The following is a 20,307-nucleotide window of genomic DNA, read 5'->3' on the forward strand; positions in this document are numbered from 1 at the left end:
TCTACCTCAGTTTCAGGGTGGCAAGGCCGATCAGCACCAGAATCACGGTGATAATCCAGAAGCGGACGATCACCCGAGGCTCGGGCCAACCCTTGAGTTCAAAGTGGTGGTGAATCGGGGCCATGCGGAACACCCGCTTGCCGGTCAACTTGAACGAAGCCACCTGGATTACCACCGACAGGGTCTCCATGACGAACACGCCGCCCATGATGAACAGTACGATTTCCTGACGAACGATGACCGCAATGGTGCCCAGCGCCGCACCCAATGCCAGGGCACCGACGTCGCCCATGAACACCTGGGCCGGATAAGTGTTGAACCACAGGAAGCCCAGACCGGCACCGATCAGCGCGCCGCAGAACACGATCAGCTCACCGGCGCCCGGCACGTAAGGAATCAGCAGGTACTCAGCGAATTTCACGTTACCCGACAGGTAGCAGAAGATGCCTAGGGCGCCACCGACCATGACCGTAGGCATGATCGCCAGGCCATCGAGGCCATCGGTCAGGTTCACCGCGTTGCTCGAACCGACGATCACGAAATACGTCAGCACCACGAAACCGATACCCAACGGAATGGTGACATCCTTGAGCATCGGCACGATCAGGGTGGTTTCCACGCTGGTCGGTGCAGTCATATAAAGGAAAATCGCCGCGCCCAGGCCGAACACCGACTGCCAGAAGTATTTCCAGCGGCTTGGCAGGCCACGCGAGTTCTTCTCGATCACCTTGCGGTAGTCGTCGACCCAGCCGATGGCACCGAACAGCAAGGTGACGATCAGTACCACCCAGACATAACGGTTGGTCAGGTCGGCCCACAGCAGTGTGCTGATGCCGATGGCCGAAAGAATCAGGGCGCCCCCCATGGTCGGGGTGCCGGACTTGGACAGGTGCGATTGCGGGCCGTCGTTACGAACCGCTTGGCCGATCTGGCGAATCTGCAGGGTACGAATCATCCAGGGGCCCAACCACAGGGCCAGCGACAACGCGGTCAGTACACCGAGAATTCCGCGCAGGGACAGGTACTGGAAGACCGCGAAGCCTTTGTAGAACTGTTGCAGATACTCAGCCAGCAGCAGCAGCATTAATGTTTCTCCCCGCTGGAACCGCACAAAGCCGCCACGACGTTCTCCATCGCAGCGCTGCGCGAACCCTTGATCAAAATGGTGGTGTTGCTGGCCTGCTCGGCGGCGCTAACGGCGTCGATCAGGTCAGCTTGATTAGCGAAATGTCGGGCATTGGTACCGAACGCTGCTACCGCGTGAGCCATGTTCGGGCCCACCGCATACAGTGCCGAAACCTTGTCTTTGGCGTACTCGCCTACCTGCCGATGCCCTTCCTCAGCCCACTGGCCCAATTCGCCGATATCCCCGAGCACCAGGACGGTGCGGCCGGAAAAGCCGGCGAGTATATCAACGGCAGCGCACATCGAGGTGGGGTTTGCGTTGTAAGTGTCGTCAATCACCCGCACGCCGTTCGGCGCCATCTGCACCACAGTGCGGCCCTTGACCGGTTGCACGGCATTCAAGCCCTGGACGATACCGTCCAGCGTCAGACCAAAGGCATGCGCGGCGGCAGCGGCGGCCAATGCGTTGGCAACGTTGTGGGTGCCGAGCAGGTTGAGCTGAACCCGCGCCACACCCAATGGGCTGTGCAGGTCGAAAGACGGGCAACCGCGCTCATCGTGAGCAATGTTGCCGGCGTGGAAATCTGCATCAATATGGTTCAGCGCAAATGTCAGCACCGCACGATTGCTGGCGCGCTGCTTCCAGGTGCCAAAGGCCTTGTCTTCAAGGTTCAATACGGCCACGCCATCCTGCCCCAGGCCTTCGAGGATTTCGCCCTTGGCTTCGACAATCTTTTCTGGCCCGCCGAACTCGCCGACATGAGCGGTACCGGCATTGTTGATCAGTGCCACCTGCGGTTTAGTCAGACCGACGGTGTAGGCGATTTCGCCAATGCGCGAAGCACCCAGCTCGATGACCGCTGCAGTATGTTCCGGGGCAATTTCGAGCAGGGTCAACGGTGCACCGAGGTCATTGTTCAGGTTGCCGCGAGTAGCCAGGACCGGACCACGGGTACGCAAGATGCTGGCGAGCATTTCCTTGACCGTGGTCTTGCCGCTGGAACCGGTAATGGCGGCGACAGGCTTGTCGAAGACGGCGCGGTTCAGGGCGCCCAGTTGACCCAGGGCCAGTCGACAGTCAGCAACCAGCAGCTGCGGCAGGTTGCTGCCCGGCACTGCACGTTCGACCAGGGCAGCAACAGCGCCCTTGGCCTGTACTTCATTCAAGTAGTCGTGACCATCGAAACGCGGCCCGGCCAGGGCGACAAAAAGTTGCCCGGCAACGATTGCGCGGCTGTCGATACTCACACCGGTAAAGGTGGCATCACCACTCACCAGGCGGCCCTGCAGAGGCGCAGTCAACTGGCTGAGGGTCAATGGCTTAAGCATGGGGAACCTCCCAGACAGCGAGCGCCTTCTCGGCTTCGACCAGATCGGAAAAGTCATGACGCTGACCGTTGATTTCCTGGTAGTCCTCGTGGCCCTTGCCGGCCAGGACGATCACATCGTCGACACCAGCGCTGGCAATCAACTGGGCGATGGCGGTTCCGCGCCCGGCAACGAATTCGACTGCATCGGCCTTGGCAAAACCCGGGCGAATGTCGGCAAAGATCTGCTGCGGGTCTTCTGTACGCGGGTTGTCATCGGTGACCAGCACGCGGTCAGCCAGGCGCTCGGCCACTTCGGCCATCAAGGGGCGCTTGCCGCGATCGCGATCGCCACCACAGCCGAACAGGCACAGCAACTGGCCCTTGGCGTGCGGGCGCAGGGCTTGAAGCACTTGCTCCAGCGCATCAGGGGTGTGGGCGTAATCGACCACCACCAGCGGCTTGCTGCCGCCGCCCAGGCGCTGCATGCGTCCGATCGGGCCTTCCAGCGCCGGGGTGACCTTGAGAATTTCATCCAGCGCATAGTCCAGCGCCAGCAGGGTACCGACCGCCGCCAACATATTACTCAGGTTGAAACGGCCGAGCAGGCGGCTGCGCAGGGTGCGTTCGCCCTGGGCAGTGACGATCACTGCGCGCACACCGTCGTCGTCAAAATGCGCTTCGCGGCAGTACAGCGAAGCGTCGCTGTCCTTGAGGCTGTAGCTGATCAGACGCGACTCAGCGTGCTCAGCCGCCAGCCGACGACCGAAGTCGTCATCCAGGTTGACCACCCGGCACCGCAGGTTCGGCCAGGCGAACAGGCGTGCCTTGGCGTCTTCGTAGGCCTGCATGCTGCCGTGGTAATCGAGATGATCACGCGACAGGTTGGTCATCACCGCGATGTCGAATTCCAGGGCTGCGACCCGCCCCTGATCCAGGGCATGGGAGGAAACCTCCATGGCGACAGCTTTCGCCCCGCCCTTCTTCAAGTCATTCAGGGTGGCCTGCACGGCAATCGGATCTGGCGTGGTCAGGCGACCGCTTTGCAGCTCGCCATAGAAGCCAGTACCCAGGGTGCCGATCAAACCGCAGCGCTGGCCGAGCTTGTCCAAGGCCTGGGCCACCAGCTGAGTGACGCTGGTCTTGCCGTTGGTGCCAGTGACACCCACCAGATTCAGTTGACGGCTCGGCTCGCCATAGAAGCGTCCGGCAATATCCGACAGCTGGGCAATCAAGCCCTTGACCGGAATCAGCGGCACTTCGGTAATCGGCAGCACGCTGGCGCCTTCAGCCTCATAGGCCACCGCAGCCGCGCCGCGCTTGAGCGCATCGGCAATGTGCTGGCGACCATCGACCTGCGCACCGGGCACCGCCAGGAACAGGTCTCCCGGACGGATGTTACGGCTATCCAGCGTCAGCTCGCGAATCAGCGGATCGCGGCTGGCCTGGGGGAAAAGCTTACTCAATGGCATCGTCATCAACCGCGCCCTCCCTTGGCGGGCGCAGCATCAACCTGCTGCTGTGGAATGACCGGCGGCAGGTTGTCCGGCGGAATGTTCATCAGGCGCAACGTGCCGGACATGACCTTGCTGAAGACCGGTGCCGAGACCAGACCACCGAAGTAGCCACCCTTGCTCGGTTCGTCGATGACCACGACCACGGCATAGCGCGGATCGCTCATCGGCCCAAAACCGGCGAACAGCGAGCGGTAGGAATTCTCGGTGTAGCCTTTGGAACCGATAGTGGCTTTTCGAGCGGTACCACTCTTGCCACCGACGTGATAGAACGGCACCTGGGCCCGGTACACGCCGCGTGGTGCTTCAATGACTTGCTGGACCATGCCCTGGATGGTCTTGGCGACCTCCTTGGGCACGACCTGAGTGGATTCTGGCGTCTTGTCGACTTTAAGGATGCTCAACGGTACCATCTTGCCATCGTTGGCCAGTGCAGCGTAGGCATGCACCAGCTGCAGCGCGGTCACCGACAAGCCGTAGCCATAGGACAGGGTCGCGGTTTCAGCCTTGCGCCACTCGCGGTGGTTCGGCAGGTTGCCGACCCGCTCACCGGGGAAGCCCAGGCCGGTGTACTGGCCCAGACCGAGCTGGGACATCACCCGGTAAATCGATTCGCCGCCGATATCGAAGGCGATCTTGCTCATGCCGACGTTACTGGAGTTGATCAGGATGCCGGTCAGGTCGAGGATCGGCCCCTCACTCTTGGACACGTCACGAATGGTGTAACGACCCAGCTGCAAGGTACCCGGATAGACTTCGACCTTGTCGGTCGGTTTCCAGCGCCCGCTCTGCAGCGCAGCACTCATGGACAACGGCTTGACCGTGGAACCGGGCTCGAACACATCGATGATCGCGCGGTTACGCATGGCCGCCGGGAACATGCTGCGGCGGTTGTTGGGGTTGTAGGTAGGCTGGTTGACCATGGCCAGCACTTCACCGGTCTTCACATCCAGGATCACCAGGCTGCCCGCCTTGGCTTCCTGCTCGGCAATCGCATTGCGCAGCTCGCGGGTCGCCAGGTATTGCAGGCGCAGGTCGATAGACAACGCCAAGGTCTTTCCGGCCTTGGCGTTTTTGGTTACCTGGATGTCTTTAATCAGCCGGCCGCGCCGGTCCTTGATGACTTGGCGCTTGCCGGGCACACCGGCCAGCCATTCATCGTAGGCCAGCTCCACCCCTTCGCGACCGTGGTCATCGAGATCGGTAAAGCCAACCATGTGCGCGGCGACATCACCGGCCGGGTAGAAGCGACGAAATTCCTCGATGCCATAGACACCAGGAATCTTCAGATCAAGCACCACCTGCCCCTGCTCCGGGGTCAAGCCACGCACCAGGTAGATGAACTCCTTGCTGGCTGTTTGCTCCAGGCGTTGGGTCAACTGTTGCGGACTTTGCTTGAGCGCGGCGGCCAGTGCCGGCCAGCGCTCCTTGGACGCCTGCATTTCCTTGGGGTTGGCCCACAGGGTGGTGACCGGGGTACTGACCGCCAGCGGTTCACCGTTGCGGTCAGTGATGAGTCCGCGGTGCGCAGGAATCGGGATATGGCGCAGGCTGCGAGCATCGCCCTGGCCCTTGAGGAAGTCACGGTCAACGACCTGCAGGTCGATGATACGCCAGGCAATCGCACCGACCATCAGCGCCAGCAAGGCGATGACCACGCGGAACCGCCACGGATAGAGTGCGCCTTCAAGTTTCATCATGGCGCCACCATCCGTACTTCATCGGCGGCAGGGATGCGCATCTTCAGTTGTTCACTGGCCAGGTTCTCGATACGGCTGTGGGCAGTCCAGGTGCTTTGTTCAAGAATCAACCGGCCCCACTCGGCCTGGGCCTTGTCACGCTCACTGAGTTCACCGAACAGGGTATTGAGCAACTGACGGTTCCAGTGTGCGCTATACGACACCGCCACCGAAGAAACGAGCACGGCAATGAACAGCAGAAGCATCAGCAAGCTTCCGCCTGGCAAAGGCTTGGCGAACAAGCGGCTCACCGCAGTTTCTCGGCAACGCGCATGACGGCGCTGCGCGAACGAGGGTTGGCCTTGAGCTCGGCTTCGGAGGCGAACTGCGCCTTGCCGTGCACCTTGATCTTCGGCTCGAAATGCTTGTGCTGCACGGGCAGGTTACGCGGCAGGTTGTCGGCTTCGCCCTTGACCAGCTTGCGCATGAACAGTTTGACGATGCGGTCTTCCAGGGAATGGAAGCTGATCACCACCAGACGGCCACCCACTTCCAACGCCTCGAGCGCTGCTTCAAGGCCGGTTTCAAGGTCGCCGAGCTCGTTGTTGACGTGAATGCGCAAGCCCTGGAAGGCACGGGTCGCCGGGTTCTTGCCCTTTTCCCAGGCAGGGTTGGCAACCTTGAGTACTTCGGCCAGGTCGCCAGTGCGTTCAAAAGGCGTGATCTCACGACGCGCCACTACAGCATTGGCCATGCGCTTGGCAAAACGCTCTTCGCCATACTCTTTGAACACACGAGCGATTTCTTCGGCCGGGGCGGTGGCGATGAACTCGGCAGCGCTAATGCCACGCGTCGGGTCCATGCGCATGTCCAGCGGGCCGTCATTGAGAAAGCTGAAGCCACGCTCCGGATCATCGAGCTGTGGCGAAGAAACCCCCAGGTCCATCAATATGCCGCTGACCTTTCCAGCCAGGCCACGCTGGGCAACTTCATCGCCCAACTCGGCAAAACTGCGTTGCACAATGACAAAGCGGCCGTCTTCGGCCGCCAGCGCTTGCCCGGTGGCAATCGCTTGAGGATCCTTGTCAAAACCCAGCAACCGCCCTTGCGGCCCGAGCTTGCTGAGAATCAGCCGGCTATGCCCGCCGCGCCCGAAGGTGCCATCCAGATAGCAGCCATCGGCGCGTACGGCGAGAGCCTCGACGGCTTCGTCAAGCAGTACGGTGATGTGGTTAAAGCCGCTATCTATAGTCACAGGATCAAATCACGCAGTTCATCAGGCATGGCGCCCGGTTGTTGAATAGCTGCAAGGTCGGCTGCCGAAACTGCGTTCCAGGCATCCTCGTCCCACAGCTGAAATTTGTTCAGTTGCCCCACCAGCATCGCCTTCTTGTCGAGCTTGGCGTATTCGCGCAAACGCGGAGGCACCAGGAAACGCCCGCTGCCATCAAGCTCCAGATCCACCGCATTGCCGATCAGCAAACGCTGCAGGCGACGGTTCTCTTCACGCAATGACGGCAAGGCGCGCAACTTGGCTTCAATCAGTTCCCACTCATCGAGCGGGTAGACACACAAGCAGGGGTCGACCGCGTCGATGGTCACGATCAACTGTCCGGAACTACGCGAATCGAGCTCGTCACGGTACCGGCTCGGCATTGCGAGACGGCCCTTTGCGTCGAGGTTGATGGCGTTTGCTCCGCGGAACACGGCTGCGATTCCCCACTTGTTTGCTTTTTGTGTTCAGAAAACCCACTTCGTGCCACTTTCTGCCACTTGTGCACACTATAGGAATTCGCCTACAACACCGTCAAGGCGCTCCTATAAGGAAATCCCTTACAGATCGGAGATTTAGCGCAAGAAAGGAAGATGAACGGATAAACCGGAGAGGTTTTTGACGAAAAAAATCAAACACACTCAGACAAATAGAGCGTGAAGTTAAAGTAATTTATTAAGAGTAAGATTTTTTCGGTATTACCAAGACACATCTGCTATCGATTCAAGCAGGAGGGGAAGAGGTGGAGAGTCGATCTGTAAGCCGGGTTCTGTCGAGGACAGTCATTCCTCTACGACGGCCATCACTGGACGCCTTTAGCAACCTACCCGGTTCCAACGCGGGCCGCGCCATATGGAACCCTATTTGGTCTTGCTCCGAGTGGGGTTTACCTAGCCACGAACTGTTGCCAGTCGTGCGGTGCGCTCTTACCGCACCTTTTCACCCTTACCGGCACCGAAGTGCTTAGGCGGTTGTTTTCTGTGGCACTTTCCGTAGGCTCGCGCCCCCCAGGCGTTACCTGGCACTCTGCCCTATGGAGCCCGGACTTTCCTCCCCCCTCTTTTGCGGAACAAAAGAAGGCAGCGACTGTCCGATCGACTCTCCGCCGCAAAGGTTAACGGCAGAGACGCTCAAGAACAAGCGATAAAACAAATAGCGGCACTAGGCCATTAGTTGTCTTTCTGTTTTTCCAGAGCTACCTGATACAACACATTCTTGCGCACGCCGGTAATTTCCGCCGCCAGGGCCGCAGCCCGCTTGAGCGGCATCTCCGCCAGCAGCAGGTCAAGCACCCGCATTGCCTCGCTACTGACCGCCTGCTCATCTTCCGGCGCAGTCCAGCCAGCCACCAACACCACGCATTCACCACGCTGCTGATTGCTGTCAGCTTCGACGAAAGCCCGCAACTCACCCAGTGGCAAGCCCTTGAGGGTTTCAAAGGTCTTGGTCAGCTCGCGCGCCAGTAAAGCAGGACGCTCTGCACCAAACACCTCTTCCATATCCTGCAGGCATTCGAGGATCCGATGCGGTGCCTCGTAGAAGATCAGGGTACGCGGCTCTTCCTTGACCTGGCTCAGACGCGCCCGGCGCCCAACCGCCTTGGCGGGCAGAAAACCCTCGAAGATGAAACGGTCAGAAGGCAGACCTGCGGCCGACAGCGCCGCAATCAAGGCGCAGGCCCCGGGCACCGGAACCACGGCGATGCCGGCGGCACGCGCCTGACGCACCAGGTGGTAGCCAGGGTCAGAAATCAACGGCGTGCCGGCATCGGAAATCAGCGCCACATTATCGCCAGCCAGTAAACGCGTGAGAAAGCGACTGCCTTCGTCCCGTTCGTTGTGTTCGTGGCAGGCCGCCAAGGGGGTATTGATACCGAAGTGTTGCAACAAGCGAATGGAATGACGCGTGTCTTCAGCGGCGATCAGGGCCACATCACTGAGCACTTTCAGCGCCCGCGCGCTCATGTCATCCAGGTTGCCGATGGGCGTGGCCACCACGTACAGCGTGCCAGCAGTGGAATGGGAAGCCCCTGGAACATCAGTCACAGCACACACCTGTCGTGTTGAACAAAGCGCCATTGTAGCCCGACTGACGGCAACAATGCGTAACCTGCAAGGCCTGCACAGCGCATTCCACGACCTATATTGAAGGATTAACGCCAGCAACATCGCGCCCCGGCCAGCGCTTGGGTACAATTGCCAGTTAATTTGATCGAGTAACAGGACCCTTACATGATCGCTTGCCTGCGGCTGTTCACAGCCCTTTGCTTCGCCGCCCTGCTGGCAGCCTGCGCCAGCTCGCCTTCGCCGAGCCTCGGCGAACTGCCGCGCACCCCGGACGCCAGCATCGAGCAACTGCTTGAACAGGCCGCCACCAGCAAGACACTGGACCAAGCCGCCCTGCTGCGCCTGAGCGCCGCCGACCTGGCTTATCGGCAAAAGGATAACGTGCGCGCGGCGCAAATCCTTGAGCAGGTGCCGGTAGATCAACTCAAACCGGCCCAACAGATCTTCGCCAGCACGCTGAGCGCCGAGCTGGCCATGAGCCGCAACCAGCCCAAAGCAGCCCTGACCGCCCTGATCCATCCAAGCCTGGCGCGCCTGGGTGAACTGCCAGACGAACAACAGCGGCGCACCCGCAGTGTGCAGGCCAACGTGCTGGAAGCCAATGGCCAGACCCTGGCCGCCGCCCAGGCCCGCGTAGACCTGGCGCCCCTGCTCAGCGGCAACGCCGCCAGCGCCAACCAGGACGCCACCTGGAACCTGGTCGCCGCCCTGCCCAGCGATCAACTGCAAGGCGCCAGCACCGGCACTGGCACACTGGCCGGCTGGGCCAGCCTGGCCCTGGCGGTGAAAAGCGCCGGCACCCTGGAACAGCAACAGGCCGCCATTGCTACCTGGCGCAGCCAGCACCCCGAGCACCCGGGCGCCCTGCAACTGCCGCTGCCACTGGTCAAGCTCAAGGAAATGGCCAGCCAACCGCTGACCAAGATTGCCCTGCTGCTGCCGCAAGAAGGCCAATTGGCCGGTGTCGCCCGCGCCCTGCGCGATGGCTTCATGGCCGCACACTTCCAGGCCCAGCAAGCCGGACAGAAACCGCCTGCCATCGAAGTGTTCGACAGCTCGCGCCTGACCTCCCTGGATGACTTCTATCGCCAGGCCCAGGCAGCTGGCGTGCAACTGGTCGTTGGCCCGCTGGAAAAACCACTGGTCAAGCAACTCGCCGCGCGCCCACAACTGCCGATTACCACCCTGGCCCTGAACTACAGTGATGCCAGCCAGAACGGCCCGGCGCAACTGTTCCAGTTCGGCCTGGCCGCCGAAGACGAAGCTCGCGAAGTCTCGCGCCGCGCCCACGCCGACGGCATGGTTCGTGCCGTTGCCCTGGTTCCCCGTGGCGAATGGGGCGACCGGGTCCTCAAGGCATTCCGCCAGGACTGGGAAGCCAAGGGCGGTACCCTGCTCGCCGCCGAGCACGTTGACCAACCCGTGGCGCTGGCCCAGCAGATCGCCGATCTGTTCCAACTGCGTCAGAGTGAAGGCCGCGCCAAGAGCCTGCAGAACACTGTAGGCGGCAACGTCTCGGCTCAGCCATCGCGTCGCCAGGACATCGACTTCATCTTCCTTGCCGCCACCCCTCAGCAAGGCCAGCAGATCAAGCCGACCCTCAATTTCCAGTACGCCGGTGACGTTCCGGTCTACGCCACCTCGCACCTGTACAGCGCCAGCGGTGACGTGAACCAGTACAACGACATGAACGGCATCCGCTTCTGTGAAACGCCATGGCTGCTCGATACCAACAACGCTCTGCGCCAGCAGGTCGTGAGCCAGTGGCCACAGGCCGCCGGCAGCCTCGGCCGCCTGTATGCCATGGGTATCGACGCCTACAGCCTGGCGCCACGCCTAGGCCAACTGAAGGCACTGCCGGATAACCGCATCGAAGGCCTCTCCGGCAGCCTGAGCATGAACCCGAACCAGCGCATCGAGCGTCAGCTGCCTTGGGCCGAGTTCTCCGGTGGCCAGATCAAACGCCTGCCCGACACCCCTCGCTGATGCCTGACAGTTCACGCCAACAGGCAGGCCAGGCCGCCGAGCGGCATGCCCTTGAGTACCTTCAGGGGCAAGGCCTGCGCCTGCTGGCGCAGAACTGGCGGTGCAAACGTGGCGAGCTTGATCTGGTCATGCTCGACAGCGATACAGTAGTATTCGTCGAAGTTCGCTATCGGTTACATGCGGACTTTGGCGGTGCGCTCGGCAGTATCGACGAGCGCAAGCAGGACAAACTGGTGCTAGCCGCCGAGTCTTTTCTGCACAAGGAAACACGCTGGGCCAACCATCCCTGCCGTTTCGATGTGATCGCCGTGCAAGGCAGAGGCCACTCGGGCCAAGCGCTCCAATGGCTGAAAAACGCCTTCGAATGCTGAGCCCGCCCTGACCCTGCACCTTTACCCCTACAACTTTTTTGCTCTTTGCTTCGCGGGCTGCACAGTCATGTGCCGGGACCTTTTCTGTACACTCCCGACACGCCCGACCAGCCGCCCTACTTAAGGTCTTACTGATGGACATGCAATCCCGAATTCGCCAGCTTTTCCAGGCCAGCATCAACACCAAGCAACAGGCGATGGAAGTCCTTGCACCGCACATCGAGCAAGCCAGTCAGGTCATGGTCAACGCGCTGCTCAACGAGGGCAAGATGCTCGCCTGTGGCAACGGCGGCTCGGCCGGCGATGCCCAGCACTTCTCCTCCGAACTACTCAACCGCTTCGAACGTGAGCGCCCGAGCCTGCCGGCCATCGCCCTGACCACCGACAGCTCGACCATCACCTCGATCGCCAACGACTACAGCTACAACGAAATCTTCTCCAAGCAGATACGCGCCCTGGGGCAACCGGGTGATGTCCTGCTGGCGATTTCGACCAGCGGTAACTCGGCAAACATTATTCAGGCGATCCAGGCCGCACATGATCGCGAAATGATTGTCGTAGCTCTGACCGGACGCGATGGTGGCGGCATGGCCTCGCTGCTGCTGCCCGAAGACGTCGAGATTCGCGTTCCGGCCAATGTCACCGCACGTATCCAGGAAGTCCACCTGCTGACGATCCACTGCCTCTGCGATCTGATCGACAGCCAATTGTTCGGGAGTGAAGAATGACCCCTAAGCGCATCGGCCTGATGGCCCTGACCCTGTGCCTGAGCCTGAGCGGCTGCAGCTCGGTTCTCACCGCCACCCGTGACACACCGATCGAAGATGACCGCGGCACCCGCACCTTCGGTAGCAAGATCGATGACTCGCTGATCGAGACCAAGGTATCGGTCAACGTTGCCAAGGCCAGTCCCGACCTGGACAAGAACTCGCACATCGTGGTCAGCAGCTTCAACGGCATCGTCCTTCTCGCCGGACAGACTCCGCGCGCCGACCTCAAGAATCTGGCCGAGCAGGCTGCTGGCCAGGTTCAGCGGGTGAAAAAGGTGCATAACGAACTGCAGGTGCTGCCGCCCTCCTCGATCCTGGCGCGCAACAACGACGCTTGGCTGACCACCAAGATCAAGGCCCAGATGCTCACCGACAACAGCATTCCCGGATCGCGGATCAAGGTGATCACCGAGAACGGCATCGTTTACATGCTCGGCCTGCTGACCCAGCAGGAGGCTACCCGCGCCACCAACTTGGTGCAGGGCGTGTCGGGCGTGCAGAAGATCGTCAAGCTGTTCGAATACATCGACTGAATCCCCGGGTCCGCTCGCGCAGGCCAGCGCGGATGAATCCGCGAAGGGCCGCGCAGCGACCCCAACCTTCACTACACCTAGCTCAGGAAGTACCCATGAAAAACGGCCTGCTGTCGACCCTTCTGATCGGCGCCTTCGCCACCCTGGCCGGCTGCTCCAGCCCTAGCCTGATCACCCTCAACGACGGCCGCGAGTTCCAGGCAGTCGATGCCCCTCGCTACGAGCGCAGCTCTGGTTTTTACGAGTTCGAGCAACTGGACGGCAAAGTGACCCGCATCAACAAGGACCAGGTCCGCACCATCACCGACTTGTAATCGGGACAAACGGGTAAAAAAAGGCGACCCTATGGATCGCCTTTTTTATTACTTCACAACCTTCAGGCTTGGACGCCCGCTTGGCCGTGGTGGCTGGCCGCCCGCAGGCGGGCCATCATCATCCGGCTCGACGCTATCTTCCTCTTCATCGTCGTCGAGCAGCGGCGGCTCGAACTCGAAGACCATGCCCTGGCCATTTTCCCGGGCATAGATACCGAGAATCGCACCGGCAGGCACGAACAGGGTATGGGCAACCCCGCCAAAGCGCCCCTCAAAGCTCACAGCGTCGTTATCCATGTGCAGATGACGTACGGCACTGGGTGAGATGTTCAAGACGATCTGGCCATCGCTGGCGAAGCCCAGGGGCACCTGTACCGCCGGGTACTCGGCATTGACCAGCATATGCGGGGTGCAGTCGTTGTCCACGATCCACTCATAGAGTGCACGTACCAAATAGGGGCGACTGGAGTTCATCGACAGCTCCTTAAAACCTAGCGCATTTCACGTTCAGCAGCGGACAGGCTTGCCTGGAAAGCTTCGCGGGCAAACTGTCGCTCCATGTAATCAAGCAACGGCTTGGCCGGCCGCGGCAATTCAATACCCAACACTGGCAAACGCCAGAGTATGGGTAGTAGACAACAATCGACCAGACTTTGCTCCTCACTGAGGAAACAGGGCTTGTCGGCAAACAATGGCGACACACCAGTCAGGCTTTCGCGCAGCTCCTTGCGGGCCTGAACGCGAGCGGCTTCCTTGCTGCGCGGATCGAGAATCAAGTCAACCAGCGCACACCAATCGCGCTGGATGCGATGGATCAGCAGCCGGCTGTTGGCCCGGGCTACCGGATACACCGGCAACAGCGGTGGATGCGGATAACGTTCGTCGAGGTATTCCATCACCACAGTCGACTCGTACAACGCCAGATCGCGATCGACCAGGGTCGGCACGCCACCATAGGGGTTCACTTCGACCAGCTTGGGCGGCAGGCGTCCGGGATCGACATTAATGATCTCGACGCTGACACCCTTCTCGGCGAGAACGATGCGCACCCGATGAGAATAATGGTCAGCGGGGTCGGAGTAGCAGGCTAACCGGTTGGTCACGCCCATAGTGGTCCTCCTCGCAGATGAAATTATAGAAGCTACAAATGCAAACGCGCCCTGCGGGAACCTCCGTTATCCAGAGGCCCCCCAGGGCGCGTTCAACTACCAGAAACTACTGCGTGATCAGTGCACGTCCTTCCAGTATTCGCGCTTGAGCAGGTAAGCGAATATGAAGAAGAAGGCCAGGTACAACAGCACGTAGGTGCCGATGCGCTGACTTTCCAGTTTGACCGGGTTGGCCGAGTAGGCCAGGAAGGTCACCAGATTCTTGACCTTCTCGTCGAACTGCTCTTCGGTCAGGGTACCGGATTTCGGCTCGACGGTCAGCTGGTCGCACGCTTCATGGGTCAATGGCGACCCCGTCAGCGGGTCGAATTGCTTCTTGCCATCGACTTCGGTCTGCACCTGTTTGCAACCGATGACCTGGTTACCTTGCAGGCCAACCAGCACGTTAGGCATGCCGACGTTCGGGAAAACCTTGTTGTTCACCCCGTACGGACGCGACTTGTCTTCGTAGAAGCTGCGCAGGTAGCTGTACAGCCAGTCAGTGCCACGCACCCGGGCGACCAGGGTCAGGTCAGGCGGCGCGGCGCCAAACCAGGTCTTGGCATCGTCAGGTTTCATGCCGATCTTCATGTGGTCGCCAATTTTGGCGCCCGTGAACACCAGCTTCTCGAGCATCAGCTCGTGAGGAATGCCCAGATCGTCAGCAACCCGCTCATAACGCTGGAACTTGGCGCTGTGGCAACCCATGCAATAGTTGGCAAAGGTGCGCGCGCCATCTTGCATGGCGGCCTTGTCGGTCAGATCGATATCGACCTTGTCCAGCGCAACGCCTTGAGAGGCCGCAAAGGTCAGCGAGGGCATCACTGCCAGAATCAATACTGCAAATAGCTTTTTCATCAGCCAGTCACCCTTTCCGGAACCGGTTTGGTCTTCTCAAGCCTGGTGTAGAACGGCATCAGAATGAAGTAGGCGAAATACAGGAAGGTGCATACCTGCGACAGCAGCGTGCGGCCCGGGGTTGGCGCCAGTACGCCGAGCACGCCGAGGATCACGAACGAGACGCAGAACAGCACCAGCCAGGCCTTGCTCATCCAGCCCTTGTAACGCATGGACTTGACCGGGCTGCGGTCGAGCCATGGCAGGACGAACAGCACGGCAATCGCAGCGCCCATGGCGATAACGCCCAGAAGCTTGTCCGGCACCGCCCGCAGGATCGCGTAGAACGGCGTGAAGTACCAGACCGGGGCAATGTGCTCAGGGGTCTTGAAGGCGTTAGCCTGCTCGAAGTTCGGTTTTTCCAGGAAATAACCGCCCATTTCCGGGAAGAAGAACACCACCGCACAGAACACGAAGAGGAACACGACGACGCCGACGATGTCCTTCACGGTGTAGTAAGGGTGGAAGGCAATGCCATCAAGCGGCACACCGTTCTCGTCCTTGAGCTTCTTGATATCGACGCCATCAGGATTGTTCGATCCCACTTCGTGCAGCGCCAGGATGTGCAGCACCACCAGGCCGAGAATGACGATCGGCAGGGCCACAACGTGCAGGGCGAAGAAGCGGTTCAGGGTGATGCCGGAGATCAGGTAGTCACCACGGATCCACTGAGTCAGGTCATCGCCGATCACTGGAATCGCGCCGAACAGCGAGATGATCACCTGGGCACCCCAGTAGGACATCTGGCCCCATGGCAGCAGGTAGCCCATGAAGGCTTCAGCCATCAGTGCCAGGTAGATCAGCATGCCGAACACCCAGACCAGCTCGCGAGGCTTCTGGTACGAGCCGTACAGCAGGCCGCGGAACATGTGCAGGTAGACGACGATGAAGAACGCCGAGGCGCCGGTGGAGTGCAGGTAGCGCAGGATCCAGCCGTATTCGACGTCACGCATGATGTATTCGACCGAGGCGAATGCCTCTTCGGCCGACGGCGTGAAGCTCATGGTCAGCCAGATGCCGGTGACGATCTGGTTAACCAGCACCAACAGTGCCAGGGAGCCGAAAAAGTAGAAGAAGTTGAAGTTCTTCGGTGCGTAATACTTGCTGAGGTGGTCTTCCCACATCTTGGTCGCGGGGAAGCGGGCGTCAACCCAGTCCATGAACTTACTCATCACGCGTTCTCCTGATCGACGCCGACGACAATGATGTCGTCCGACTCATAAGAGTGCGGCGGCACTGGCAGATTGAGCGGCGCCGGCTGGGACTTGTAGACGCGGCCAGCCATGTCGTAGTGCGAACCGTGGCACGGGCAGAAGTAACCGCCGACCCACTTCGGACCCAGGTCGACCGGGGCGACTTCAGGGCGGAAGGTTGGCGAGCAGCCCAGGTGGGTGCACAGGCCGACCAACACCAGGATCTCCGGCTTGATCGCACGGTTTTCCGGGTTGACGTAAGTGGGTTGAACCGATGCCTTGGACTCAGGGTCGGAGAGGTCGCCTGCGATTTTCTTGAGGTTGCCAAGAATTTCTTCGGTACGGCGGACGATGAAGACCGGCTGGCCACGCCACTCAGCAATCATCTGCTGACCTGGCTCTACCTTGGCGATATTGACCTTCACCGGTGCACCTGCGGCTTTCGCCTTCGCACTGGGGAACCATGACCCCACGAACGGGACCGCAGCCCCCACCGCTCCTGCAGCACCCACCACGGACGTGGCTGCTACGAGGAAGCGACGTCGGCCTGCATTGACGCCGTCATTGCTCATTCAGTCCTCTCCCATCAGCTTTATGGCCTGTTACAACAGGCATCTACTAAGTAATTTCTGAACTGCTAAAAATTTGCCGCATGGTAATGAAAAGACCCTTCTCTGACAAGGTGATTAGCCCGCAACCAAGGCGCAATCCCTTATAGCTCTTGACTTGCGTCTATGCGGCAAGTTGTCACAGTAAAGACCAGCATAGTTATTCAAGACATAAAAAAAGCCCGATTCCACCAGGAACCGGGCTTTTTTTGAACGCCGAAGCGAAATTAACGCTTGGAGTACTGAGGACGCTTACGTGCTTTACGCAGACCCACTTTCTTACGCTCGACTTCACGAGCGTCACGGGTAACGAAGCCAGCTTTACGCAGAGCGCTACGCAGGGTTTCGTCGTAGTCCATCAGTGCACGGGTGATACCGTGACGGATTGCACCGGCCTGGCCGCTGACACCACCACCGATAACGGTGACGTAGATGTCGAACTTCTCGGTGGTTTCGGTCAGTTCCAGCGGCTGGCGAACTACCATGCGCGCGGTTTCACGACCGAAGAACACGTCCAGAGAACGGTTGTTGATGGAGATGTTACCGGTACCTGGACGCAGGAAAACGCGAGCGGTTGCGGTCTTGCGACGGCCAGTGCCGTAATTTTGAGTCGCCGACATAATGAACTATTCCGTTAAATCTTCAGTTCTTGGGGCTGCTGAGCAGTATGAGGGTGAGCAGCGCCCGCATAGACTTTCAGCTTACGGTACATGTCGCGACCCAGTGGGTTTTTAGGCAGCATGCCTTTAACCGCGGTCTCGATCACGCGCTCTGGGGCCTTGGCGATCAACTTCTCGAAGTTGATTTCCTTGATACCGCCCGGGAAGCCGGAGTGGGAGTAGTACATTTTGTCCGAAGCTTTGGCGCCAGTAACACGGATCTGCTCGGCGTTGATGACGACGATGTAGTCGCCGGTGTCAACGTGAGGAGTGTATTCTGGTTTGTGCTTGCCACGCAGACGGCTAGCGATTTCGGTAGCCAGACGACCCAGGGTCTGACCAGCGGCGTCAACTACGAACCAGTCGCGCTTTACTGTTTCCGGTTTAGCAGTAAAAGTTTTCATTCTTTATAGCCTCAGGGGCCGCCCAGCGAAAATAAGACGGCAGATCTTACTGGATAGTGCGCACCTTGACAAGTCAAGGACACAGCCGCACACGGACGCTATCGGGGGCTCGGGTCAGCGCGTCCAATATTCGGCAGGGTTCTTCTGTGAGCGGGGCATCACTCCCACCGCACCGAGAGGGGCTGAATTATCCAGATTGCGAAAAAAAATTCAACCTGCTTTTATGCTTATTTTGCCAGGGAGACGCCAATGGACTACCGCCAGCTGGGCCGCACCGAGCTCAACGTCAGCGCGCTGTGCCTGGGCACCATGACCTGGGGCGAGCAGAACAACCAGGCCGAGGCGCTCGCCCAGATCGAACGCGCCAAGGCCGCCGGAATCAACTTCATCGACACCGCCGAGATGTATCCGGTGCCACCGCGCCCGGAAACCTATGCCGCCACCGAGCGCATCATCGGCAACTGGTTCAAGGCCCGCGGCGATCGTGCCGACTGGATCCTGGCCAGCAAAGTCGCAGGCCCAGGCAACGGCATCAGCCACATTCGCGATGGCCAGCTCAAGCACAACCGCCAACACATCGTCACCGCTCTGGACGAAAGCCTCAAGCGCCTGCAGACCGACTGGATCGACCTTTACCAGTTGCACTGGCCCGAGCGCAGCACCAACTTCTTCGGCAAGCTGGGCTACCAGCACCTGCCCCAGGATCACTTCACCCCACTGGAAGAAACCCTGGAAGTGCTCGACGAGCAGGTCAAGGCCGGCAAGATCCGCCATATCGGCCTGTCCAACGAAACACCCTGGGGCACCATGAAGTTTCTGCAACTGGCCGAGAGCCGTGGCTGGAGCCGCGCGGTGTCGATCCAGAACCCCTACAACCTGCTCAACCGCAGCTTCGAAGTGGGCCTGGCGGAAATTGCCATCCGTGAACAATGCGGTTTGCTGGCCTACTCGCCGCTGGCCTTCGGCATGCTCTCGGGCAAATACGAACACGGTGCGCGACCAGAAAAAGGCCGCCTGACCCTGTTCAGCCGCTTCTCGCGCTATTCCAACCCGCAGACCGTAGCGGCCTGCAGCCGTTATGTGAAGCTGGCCCGCGACCACGGCCTGGACCCGGCGCAAATGGCCCTGGCCTTTGTCAGCCGCCAGCCGTTCGTGACCAGCAACATCATTGGCGCGACCACCTTGGAACAACTGGACAGCAACCTGGCCAGCTTCCCCCTCAAGCTCTCTGACGAGCTTCTGGCAGCCCTCGAAGCCATCCACCAGGACCAGCCCAACCCAGCCCCCTGAGGCGCTTTAGCGGTTCCCGTGCAGCGCGCGGGAACCCAGGGTAGACACAACGGCCAAAAAATAAGACGATCCAGCCGGTGATTGACCACTCTACCCTATAAGAATAACGAAAATGATGTTTACCCAACCCACCGCGTCCTTGCGACGCGTCAGTATCCTGGCCATCGATAACGTCTTTGCTTCGACGCTGATGCAGGCCAAGGACTTCTTCCACCTGGCCAGCCTGCGTTATGGCAAGCAACTGGGCCTGGGCTTGCAGCCGATGTTCGAGACCCGTCTGGTCAGCCCCGACGGGCAGCCTGTGCGTAGTTTCAGCGATGTCCTGCTACCGGTGGACAGTGGCCTGGAACAGGCCGACGTGATCATCCTGCCGGCCTTCTGGGACGATTTCGATGCACTCTGCCAGCGCTACCCCCAGGTCCTGCCCTGGCTACGTGAGCAGCATGCCCGCGGCGCGGTACTTTGTGGCGAAGCCAGTGGCGTGTTCTGGCTGGCCGAGTCCGGCCTGCTCGACGGCAAGGAGGCGACCACCTACTGGCGTTTCTTCAACCAGTTCGCCGAACGCTTCCCCAAAGTCAGCCTGAATCAGGACAAGCACCTGACCGATGCCGACAACCTCTATTGCGCTGGCGGCACCACCTCGGCCTGCGACCTGTATATCTACCTGATCGAACGTTTCTGCGGCGCCAACGTCGCCCAGGCTGTAGCCCGCGACATCCTCTACGAGGTGCAGCGCAACTACACCCCGGGGCGCATGGGCTTTGGCGGGCAGAAACTGCACCAGGACCTGATCATCCTGCAGATCCAGCAGTGGCTCGAAGAACACTTTGCCGACAAGTTCCGCTTCGAAGACGTGGCGCGCAACCATGGCATGAGCATCCGCAACTTCATGCGGCGCTTCCAGAGCGCGACCGGCGACAAGCCGCTGCACTACCTGCAGCGGCTGCGGATTGAGACGGCCAAAGGCTTGTTGTCAGGCACGCGCAAAAGCATCAAGACCATCAGCTATGAGGTCGGCTATGACGATGCGAGTTTCTTTGCGCGCCTGTTCAGGCAACACACCGAGTTGTCGCCGAATCAATATCGGCAGCAGTTTATGCAGGAGGCCTGAAGGTAACGCTATCAGTGTAGGAGCCGGCCTTGCCGGCGATGGGCTGCAGCGCAGCCCCA

22 protein-coding genes and 1 other RNA gene are annotated in these 20,307 nt (G+C 60.2%); 7 read left to right on the plus strand and 16 right to left on the minus strand.

Annotated elements, in window-relative coordinates:
- Position 1 precedes the first annotated feature (1 nt).
- The 9 genes from mraY to rsmI all read right to left on the minus strand — a co-directional run bounded on the left by mraY (position 2) and on the right by rsmI (position 8,943).
- Positions 2-1,084 carry a phospho-N-acetylmuramoyl-pentapeptide-transferase gene (mraY, locus tag ACRESH_RS13355; RefSeq protein WP_036996790.1) on the minus strand — a complete coding sequence of 361 codons (1,083 nt, stop codon included), beginning with the start codon at positions 1,082-1,084 and terminating at the stop codon, positions 2-4.
- Positions 1,084-2,454 carry a UDP-N-acetylmuramoyl-tripeptide--D-alanyl-D-alanine ligase gene (locus tag ACRESH_RS13360; protein WP_431742444.1) on the minus strand — a complete coding sequence of 457 codons (1,371 nt, stop codon included), beginning with the start codon at positions 2,452-2,454 and terminating at the stop codon, positions 1,084-1,086. The genes mraY and ACRESH_RS13360 overlap by 1 nt, the downstream gene beginning before the upstream one ends.
- Entirely contained in the window at positions 2,447-3,910 is a 1,464-nt protein-coding gene (gene murE, locus ACRESH_RS13365; protein WP_431742445.1) for a UDP-N-acetylmuramoyl-L-alanyl-D-glutamate--2,6-diaminopimelate ligase, read from the minus strand. The genes ACRESH_RS13360 and murE overlap by 8 nt, the downstream gene beginning before the upstream one ends.
- Entirely contained in the window at positions 3,910-5,643 is a 1,734-nt protein-coding gene (locus ACRESH_RS13370; RefSeq protein ID WP_431742498.1) for a peptidoglycan D,D-transpeptidase FtsI family protein, read from the minus strand. The genes murE and ACRESH_RS13370 overlap by 1 nt, the downstream gene beginning before the upstream one ends.
- Positions 5,643-5,936 (minus strand): cell division protein FtsL, encoded by a 294-nt coding sequence (gene ftsL, locus ACRESH_RS13375; RefSeq protein WP_431742446.1) that lies wholly within the window; start codon positions 5,934-5,936, stop codon positions 5,643-5,645. The genes ACRESH_RS13370 and ftsL overlap by 1 nt, the downstream gene beginning before the upstream one ends.
- The gene (gene rsmH, locus ACRESH_RS13380) at positions 5,933-6,880 is read right to left on the minus strand and encodes a 16S rRNA (cytosine(1402)-N(4))-methyltransferase RsmH (RefSeq protein WP_431742447.1); all 948 of its coding nucleotides are present in this window, start codon (positions 6,878-6,880) and stop codon (positions 5,933-5,935) included. The genes ftsL and rsmH overlap by 4 nt, the downstream gene beginning before the upstream one ends.
- Complete coding sequence (gene mraZ, locus ACRESH_RS13385; protein ID WP_010220775.1) at positions 6,877-7,332, minus strand: division/cell wall cluster transcriptional repressor MraZ; 456 nt, start codon at positions 7,330-7,332, stop codon at positions 6,877-6,879. Before mraZ ends, rsmH begins: the two co-directional genes overlap by 4 nt.
- Positions 7,333-7,640: 308 nt before the next feature.
- Positions 7,641-8,000: RNase P RNA component class A (gene rnpB, locus ACRESH_RS13390), an RNA gene on the minus strand.
- A 67-nt stretch (positions 8,001-8,067) separates the two neighbouring features.
- Complete coding sequence (rsmI, locus tag ACRESH_RS13395; protein ID WP_431742448.1) at positions 8,068-8,943, minus strand: 16S rRNA (cytidine(1402)-2'-O)-methyltransferase; 876 nt, start codon at positions 8,941-8,943, stop codon at positions 8,068-8,070.
- Positions 8,944-9,129: 186 nt separating this feature from the next.
- Here rsmI and ACRESH_RS13400 point away from each other — a divergent pair, with 186 nt between their 5' ends.
- From ACRESH_RS13400 to ACRESH_RS13420, 5 genes are all read left to right on the plus strand, one after another.
- Positions 9,130-10,950, plus strand: a complete 1,821-nt coding sequence (locus ACRESH_RS13400; protein ID WP_431742449.1) for a penicillin-binding protein activator — start codon at positions 9,130-9,132, stop codon at positions 10,948-10,950.
- On the plus strand, positions 10,950-11,321 hold the full coding sequence (locus tag ACRESH_RS13405; protein WP_431742450.1) for a YraN family protein: 372 nt from the start codon (positions 10,950-10,952) through the stop codon (positions 11,319-11,321). Before ACRESH_RS13400 ends, ACRESH_RS13405 begins: the two co-directional genes overlap by 1 nt.
- Before the next feature lie 134 nt (positions 11,322-11,455).
- Entirely contained in the window at positions 11,456-12,049 is a 594-nt protein-coding gene (locus ACRESH_RS13410) for a phosphoheptose isomerase (RefSeq protein ID WP_273909448.1), read from the plus strand.
- Complete coding sequence (locus ACRESH_RS13415; protein WP_431742451.1) at positions 12,046-12,624, plus strand: BON domain-containing protein; 579 nt, start codon at positions 12,046-12,048, stop codon at positions 12,622-12,624. Before ACRESH_RS13410 ends, ACRESH_RS13415 begins: the two co-directional genes overlap by 4 nt.
- Positions 12,625-12,719: 95 nt before the next feature.
- The gene (locus ACRESH_RS13420) at positions 12,720-12,938 is read left to right on the plus strand and encodes a YgdI/YgdR family lipoprotein (RefSeq protein ID WP_431742452.1); all 219 of its coding nucleotides are present in this window, start codon (positions 12,720-12,722) and stop codon (positions 12,936-12,938) included.
- A 48-nt stretch (positions 12,939-12,986) separates the two neighbouring features.
- Here ACRESH_RS13420 and ACRESH_RS13425 read toward each other — a convergent pair whose 3' ends face one another.
- The 7 genes from ACRESH_RS13425 to rplM all read right to left on the minus strand — a co-directional run bounded on the left by ACRESH_RS13425 (position 12,987) and on the right by rplM (position 17,847).
- Positions 12,987-13,412: a ClpXP protease specificity-enhancing factor gene (locus tag ACRESH_RS13425; protein ID WP_431742453.1), complete on the minus strand. Its 426-nt coding sequence runs from the start codon at positions 13,410-13,412 to the stop codon at positions 12,987-12,989.
- A 17-nt stretch (positions 13,413-13,429) separates the two neighbouring features.
- On the minus strand, positions 13,430-14,047 hold the full coding sequence (locus ACRESH_RS13430; protein WP_038607195.1) for a glutathione S-transferase N-terminal domain-containing protein: 618 nt from the start codon (positions 14,045-14,047) through the stop codon (positions 13,430-13,432).
- A gap of 117 nt (positions 14,048-14,164) precedes the next feature.
- Entirely contained in the window at positions 14,165-14,944 is a 780-nt protein-coding gene (locus ACRESH_RS13435; protein ID WP_431742454.1) for a cytochrome c1, read from the minus strand.
- On the minus strand, positions 14,944-16,155 hold the full coding sequence (locus tag ACRESH_RS13440) for a cytochrome b (protein ID WP_431742455.1): 1,212 nt from the start codon (positions 16,153-16,155) through the stop codon (positions 14,944-14,946). Before ACRESH_RS13440 ends, ACRESH_RS13435 begins: the two co-directional genes overlap by 1 nt.
- A complete protein-coding gene (gene petA, locus ACRESH_RS13445; RefSeq protein WP_431742456.1) occupies positions 16,155-16,748 on the minus strand; it encodes a ubiquinol-cytochrome c reductase iron-sulfur subunit in 594 nt (197 codons plus the stop codon). Before petA ends, ACRESH_RS13440 begins: the two co-directional genes overlap by 1 nt.
- A 263-nt stretch (positions 16,749-17,011) precedes the next feature.
- On the minus strand, positions 17,012-17,404 hold the full coding sequence (rpsI, locus tag ACRESH_RS13450; protein WP_038607185.1) for a 30S ribosomal protein S9: 393 nt from the start codon (positions 17,402-17,404) through the stop codon (positions 17,012-17,014).
- Positions 17,405-17,418: 14 nt separating this feature from the next.
- On the minus strand, positions 17,419-17,847 hold the full coding sequence (gene rplM / locus ACRESH_RS13455; RefSeq protein ID WP_203479503.1) for a 50S ribosomal protein L13: 429 nt from the start codon (positions 17,845-17,847) through the stop codon (positions 17,419-17,421).
- A 249-nt stretch (positions 17,848-18,096) separates the two neighbouring features.
- Between rplM and ACRESH_RS13460 the strand changes: the two genes are divergently transcribed.
- Both ACRESH_RS13460 and ACRESH_RS13465 read left to right on the plus strand, forming a co-directional pair.
- Complete coding sequence (locus ACRESH_RS13460) at positions 18,097-19,137, plus strand: NADP(H)-dependent aldo-keto reductase (RefSeq protein ID WP_431742457.1); 1,041 nt, start codon at positions 18,097-18,099, stop codon at positions 19,135-19,137.
- 214 nt (positions 19,138-19,351) lie between these two features.
- Complete coding sequence (locus ACRESH_RS13465) at positions 19,352-20,248, plus strand: GlxA family transcriptional regulator (protein WP_431742499.1); 897 nt, start codon at positions 19,352-19,354, stop codon at positions 20,246-20,248.
- Positions 20,249-20,307 lie beyond the last annotated feature (59 nt).

The sequence above is a fragment of the Pseudomonas sp. genome, from assembly GCF_050739775.1.
Taxonomy (GTDB): Bacteria; Pseudomonadota; Gammaproteobacteria; order Pseudomonadales; family Pseudomonadaceae; genus Aquipseudomonas.

Excerpts from the sequence above, each read along its gene's own strand:
- ACRESH_RS13415 (WP_431742451.1), top strand. The coding sequence starts at position 12,046 with ATGACCCCTAAGCGCATCGGCCTGATGGCCCTGACCCTGTGCCTGAGC.
- ACRESH_RS13430 (WP_038607195.1), bottom strand. The coding sequence starts at position 14,047 with ATGGGCGTGACCAACCGGTTAGCCTGCTACTCCGACCCCGCTGACCAT.
- ACRESH_RS13400 (WP_431742449.1), top strand. The coding sequence starts at position 9,130 with ATGATCGCTTGCCTGCGGCTGTTCACAGCCCTTTGCTTCGCCGCCCTG.
- rpsI (WP_038607185.1), bottom strand. The coding sequence starts at position 17,404 with ATGTCGGCGACTCAAAATTACGGCACTGGCCGTCGCAAGACCGCAACC.
- mraY (WP_036996790.1), bottom strand. The coding sequence starts at position 1,084 with ATGCTGCTGCTGCTGGCTGAGTATCTGCAACAGTTCTACAAAGGCTTC.
- petA (WP_431742456.1), bottom strand. The coding sequence starts at position 16,748 with ATGAGCAATGACGGCGTCAATGCAGGCCGACGTCGCTTCCTCGTAGCA.
- murE (WP_431742445.1), bottom strand. The coding sequence starts at position 3,910 with ATGACGATGCCATTGAGTAAGCTTTTCCCCCAGGCCAGCCGCGATCCG.
- ACRESH_RS13420 (WP_431742452.1), top strand. The coding sequence starts at position 12,720 with ATGAAAAACGGCCTGCTGTCGACCCTTCTGATCGGCGCCTTCGCCACC.
- ACRESH_RS13405 (WP_431742450.1), top strand. The coding sequence starts at position 10,950 with ATGCCTGACAGTTCACGCCAACAGGCAGGCCAGGCCGCCGAGCGGCAT.
- ACRESH_RS13370 (WP_431742498.1), bottom strand. The coding sequence starts at position 5,643 with ATGAAACTTGAAGGCGCACTCTATCCGTGGCGGTTCCGCGTGGTCATC.
- ACRESH_RS13440 (WP_431742455.1), bottom strand. The coding sequence starts at position 16,155 with ATGAGTAAGTTCATGGACTGGGTTGACGCCCGCTTCCCCGCGACCAAG.
- ACRESH_RS13425 (WP_431742453.1), bottom strand. The coding sequence starts at position 13,412 with ATGAACTCCAGTCGCCCCTATTTGGTACGTGCACTCTATGAGTGGATC.
- ACRESH_RS13360 (WP_431742444.1), bottom strand. The coding sequence starts at position 2,454 with ATGCTTAAGCCATTGACCCTCAGCCAGTTGACTGCGCCTCTGCAGGGC.
- ACRESH_RS13435 (WP_431742454.1), bottom strand. The coding sequence starts at position 14,944 with ATGAAAAAGCTATTTGCAGTATTGATTCTGGCAGTGATGCCCTCGCTG.
- ACRESH_RS13410 (WP_273909448.1), top strand. The coding sequence starts at position 11,456 with ATGGACATGCAATCCCGAATTCGCCAGCTTTTCCAGGCCAGCATCAAC.
- rplM (WP_203479503.1), bottom strand. The coding sequence starts at position 17,847 with ATGAAAACTTTTACTGCTAAACCGGAAACAGTAAAGCGCGACTGGTTC.
- ACRESH_RS13460 (WP_431742457.1), top strand. The coding sequence starts at position 18,097 with ATGGACTACCGCCAGCTGGGCCGCACCGAGCTCAACGTCAGCGCGCTG.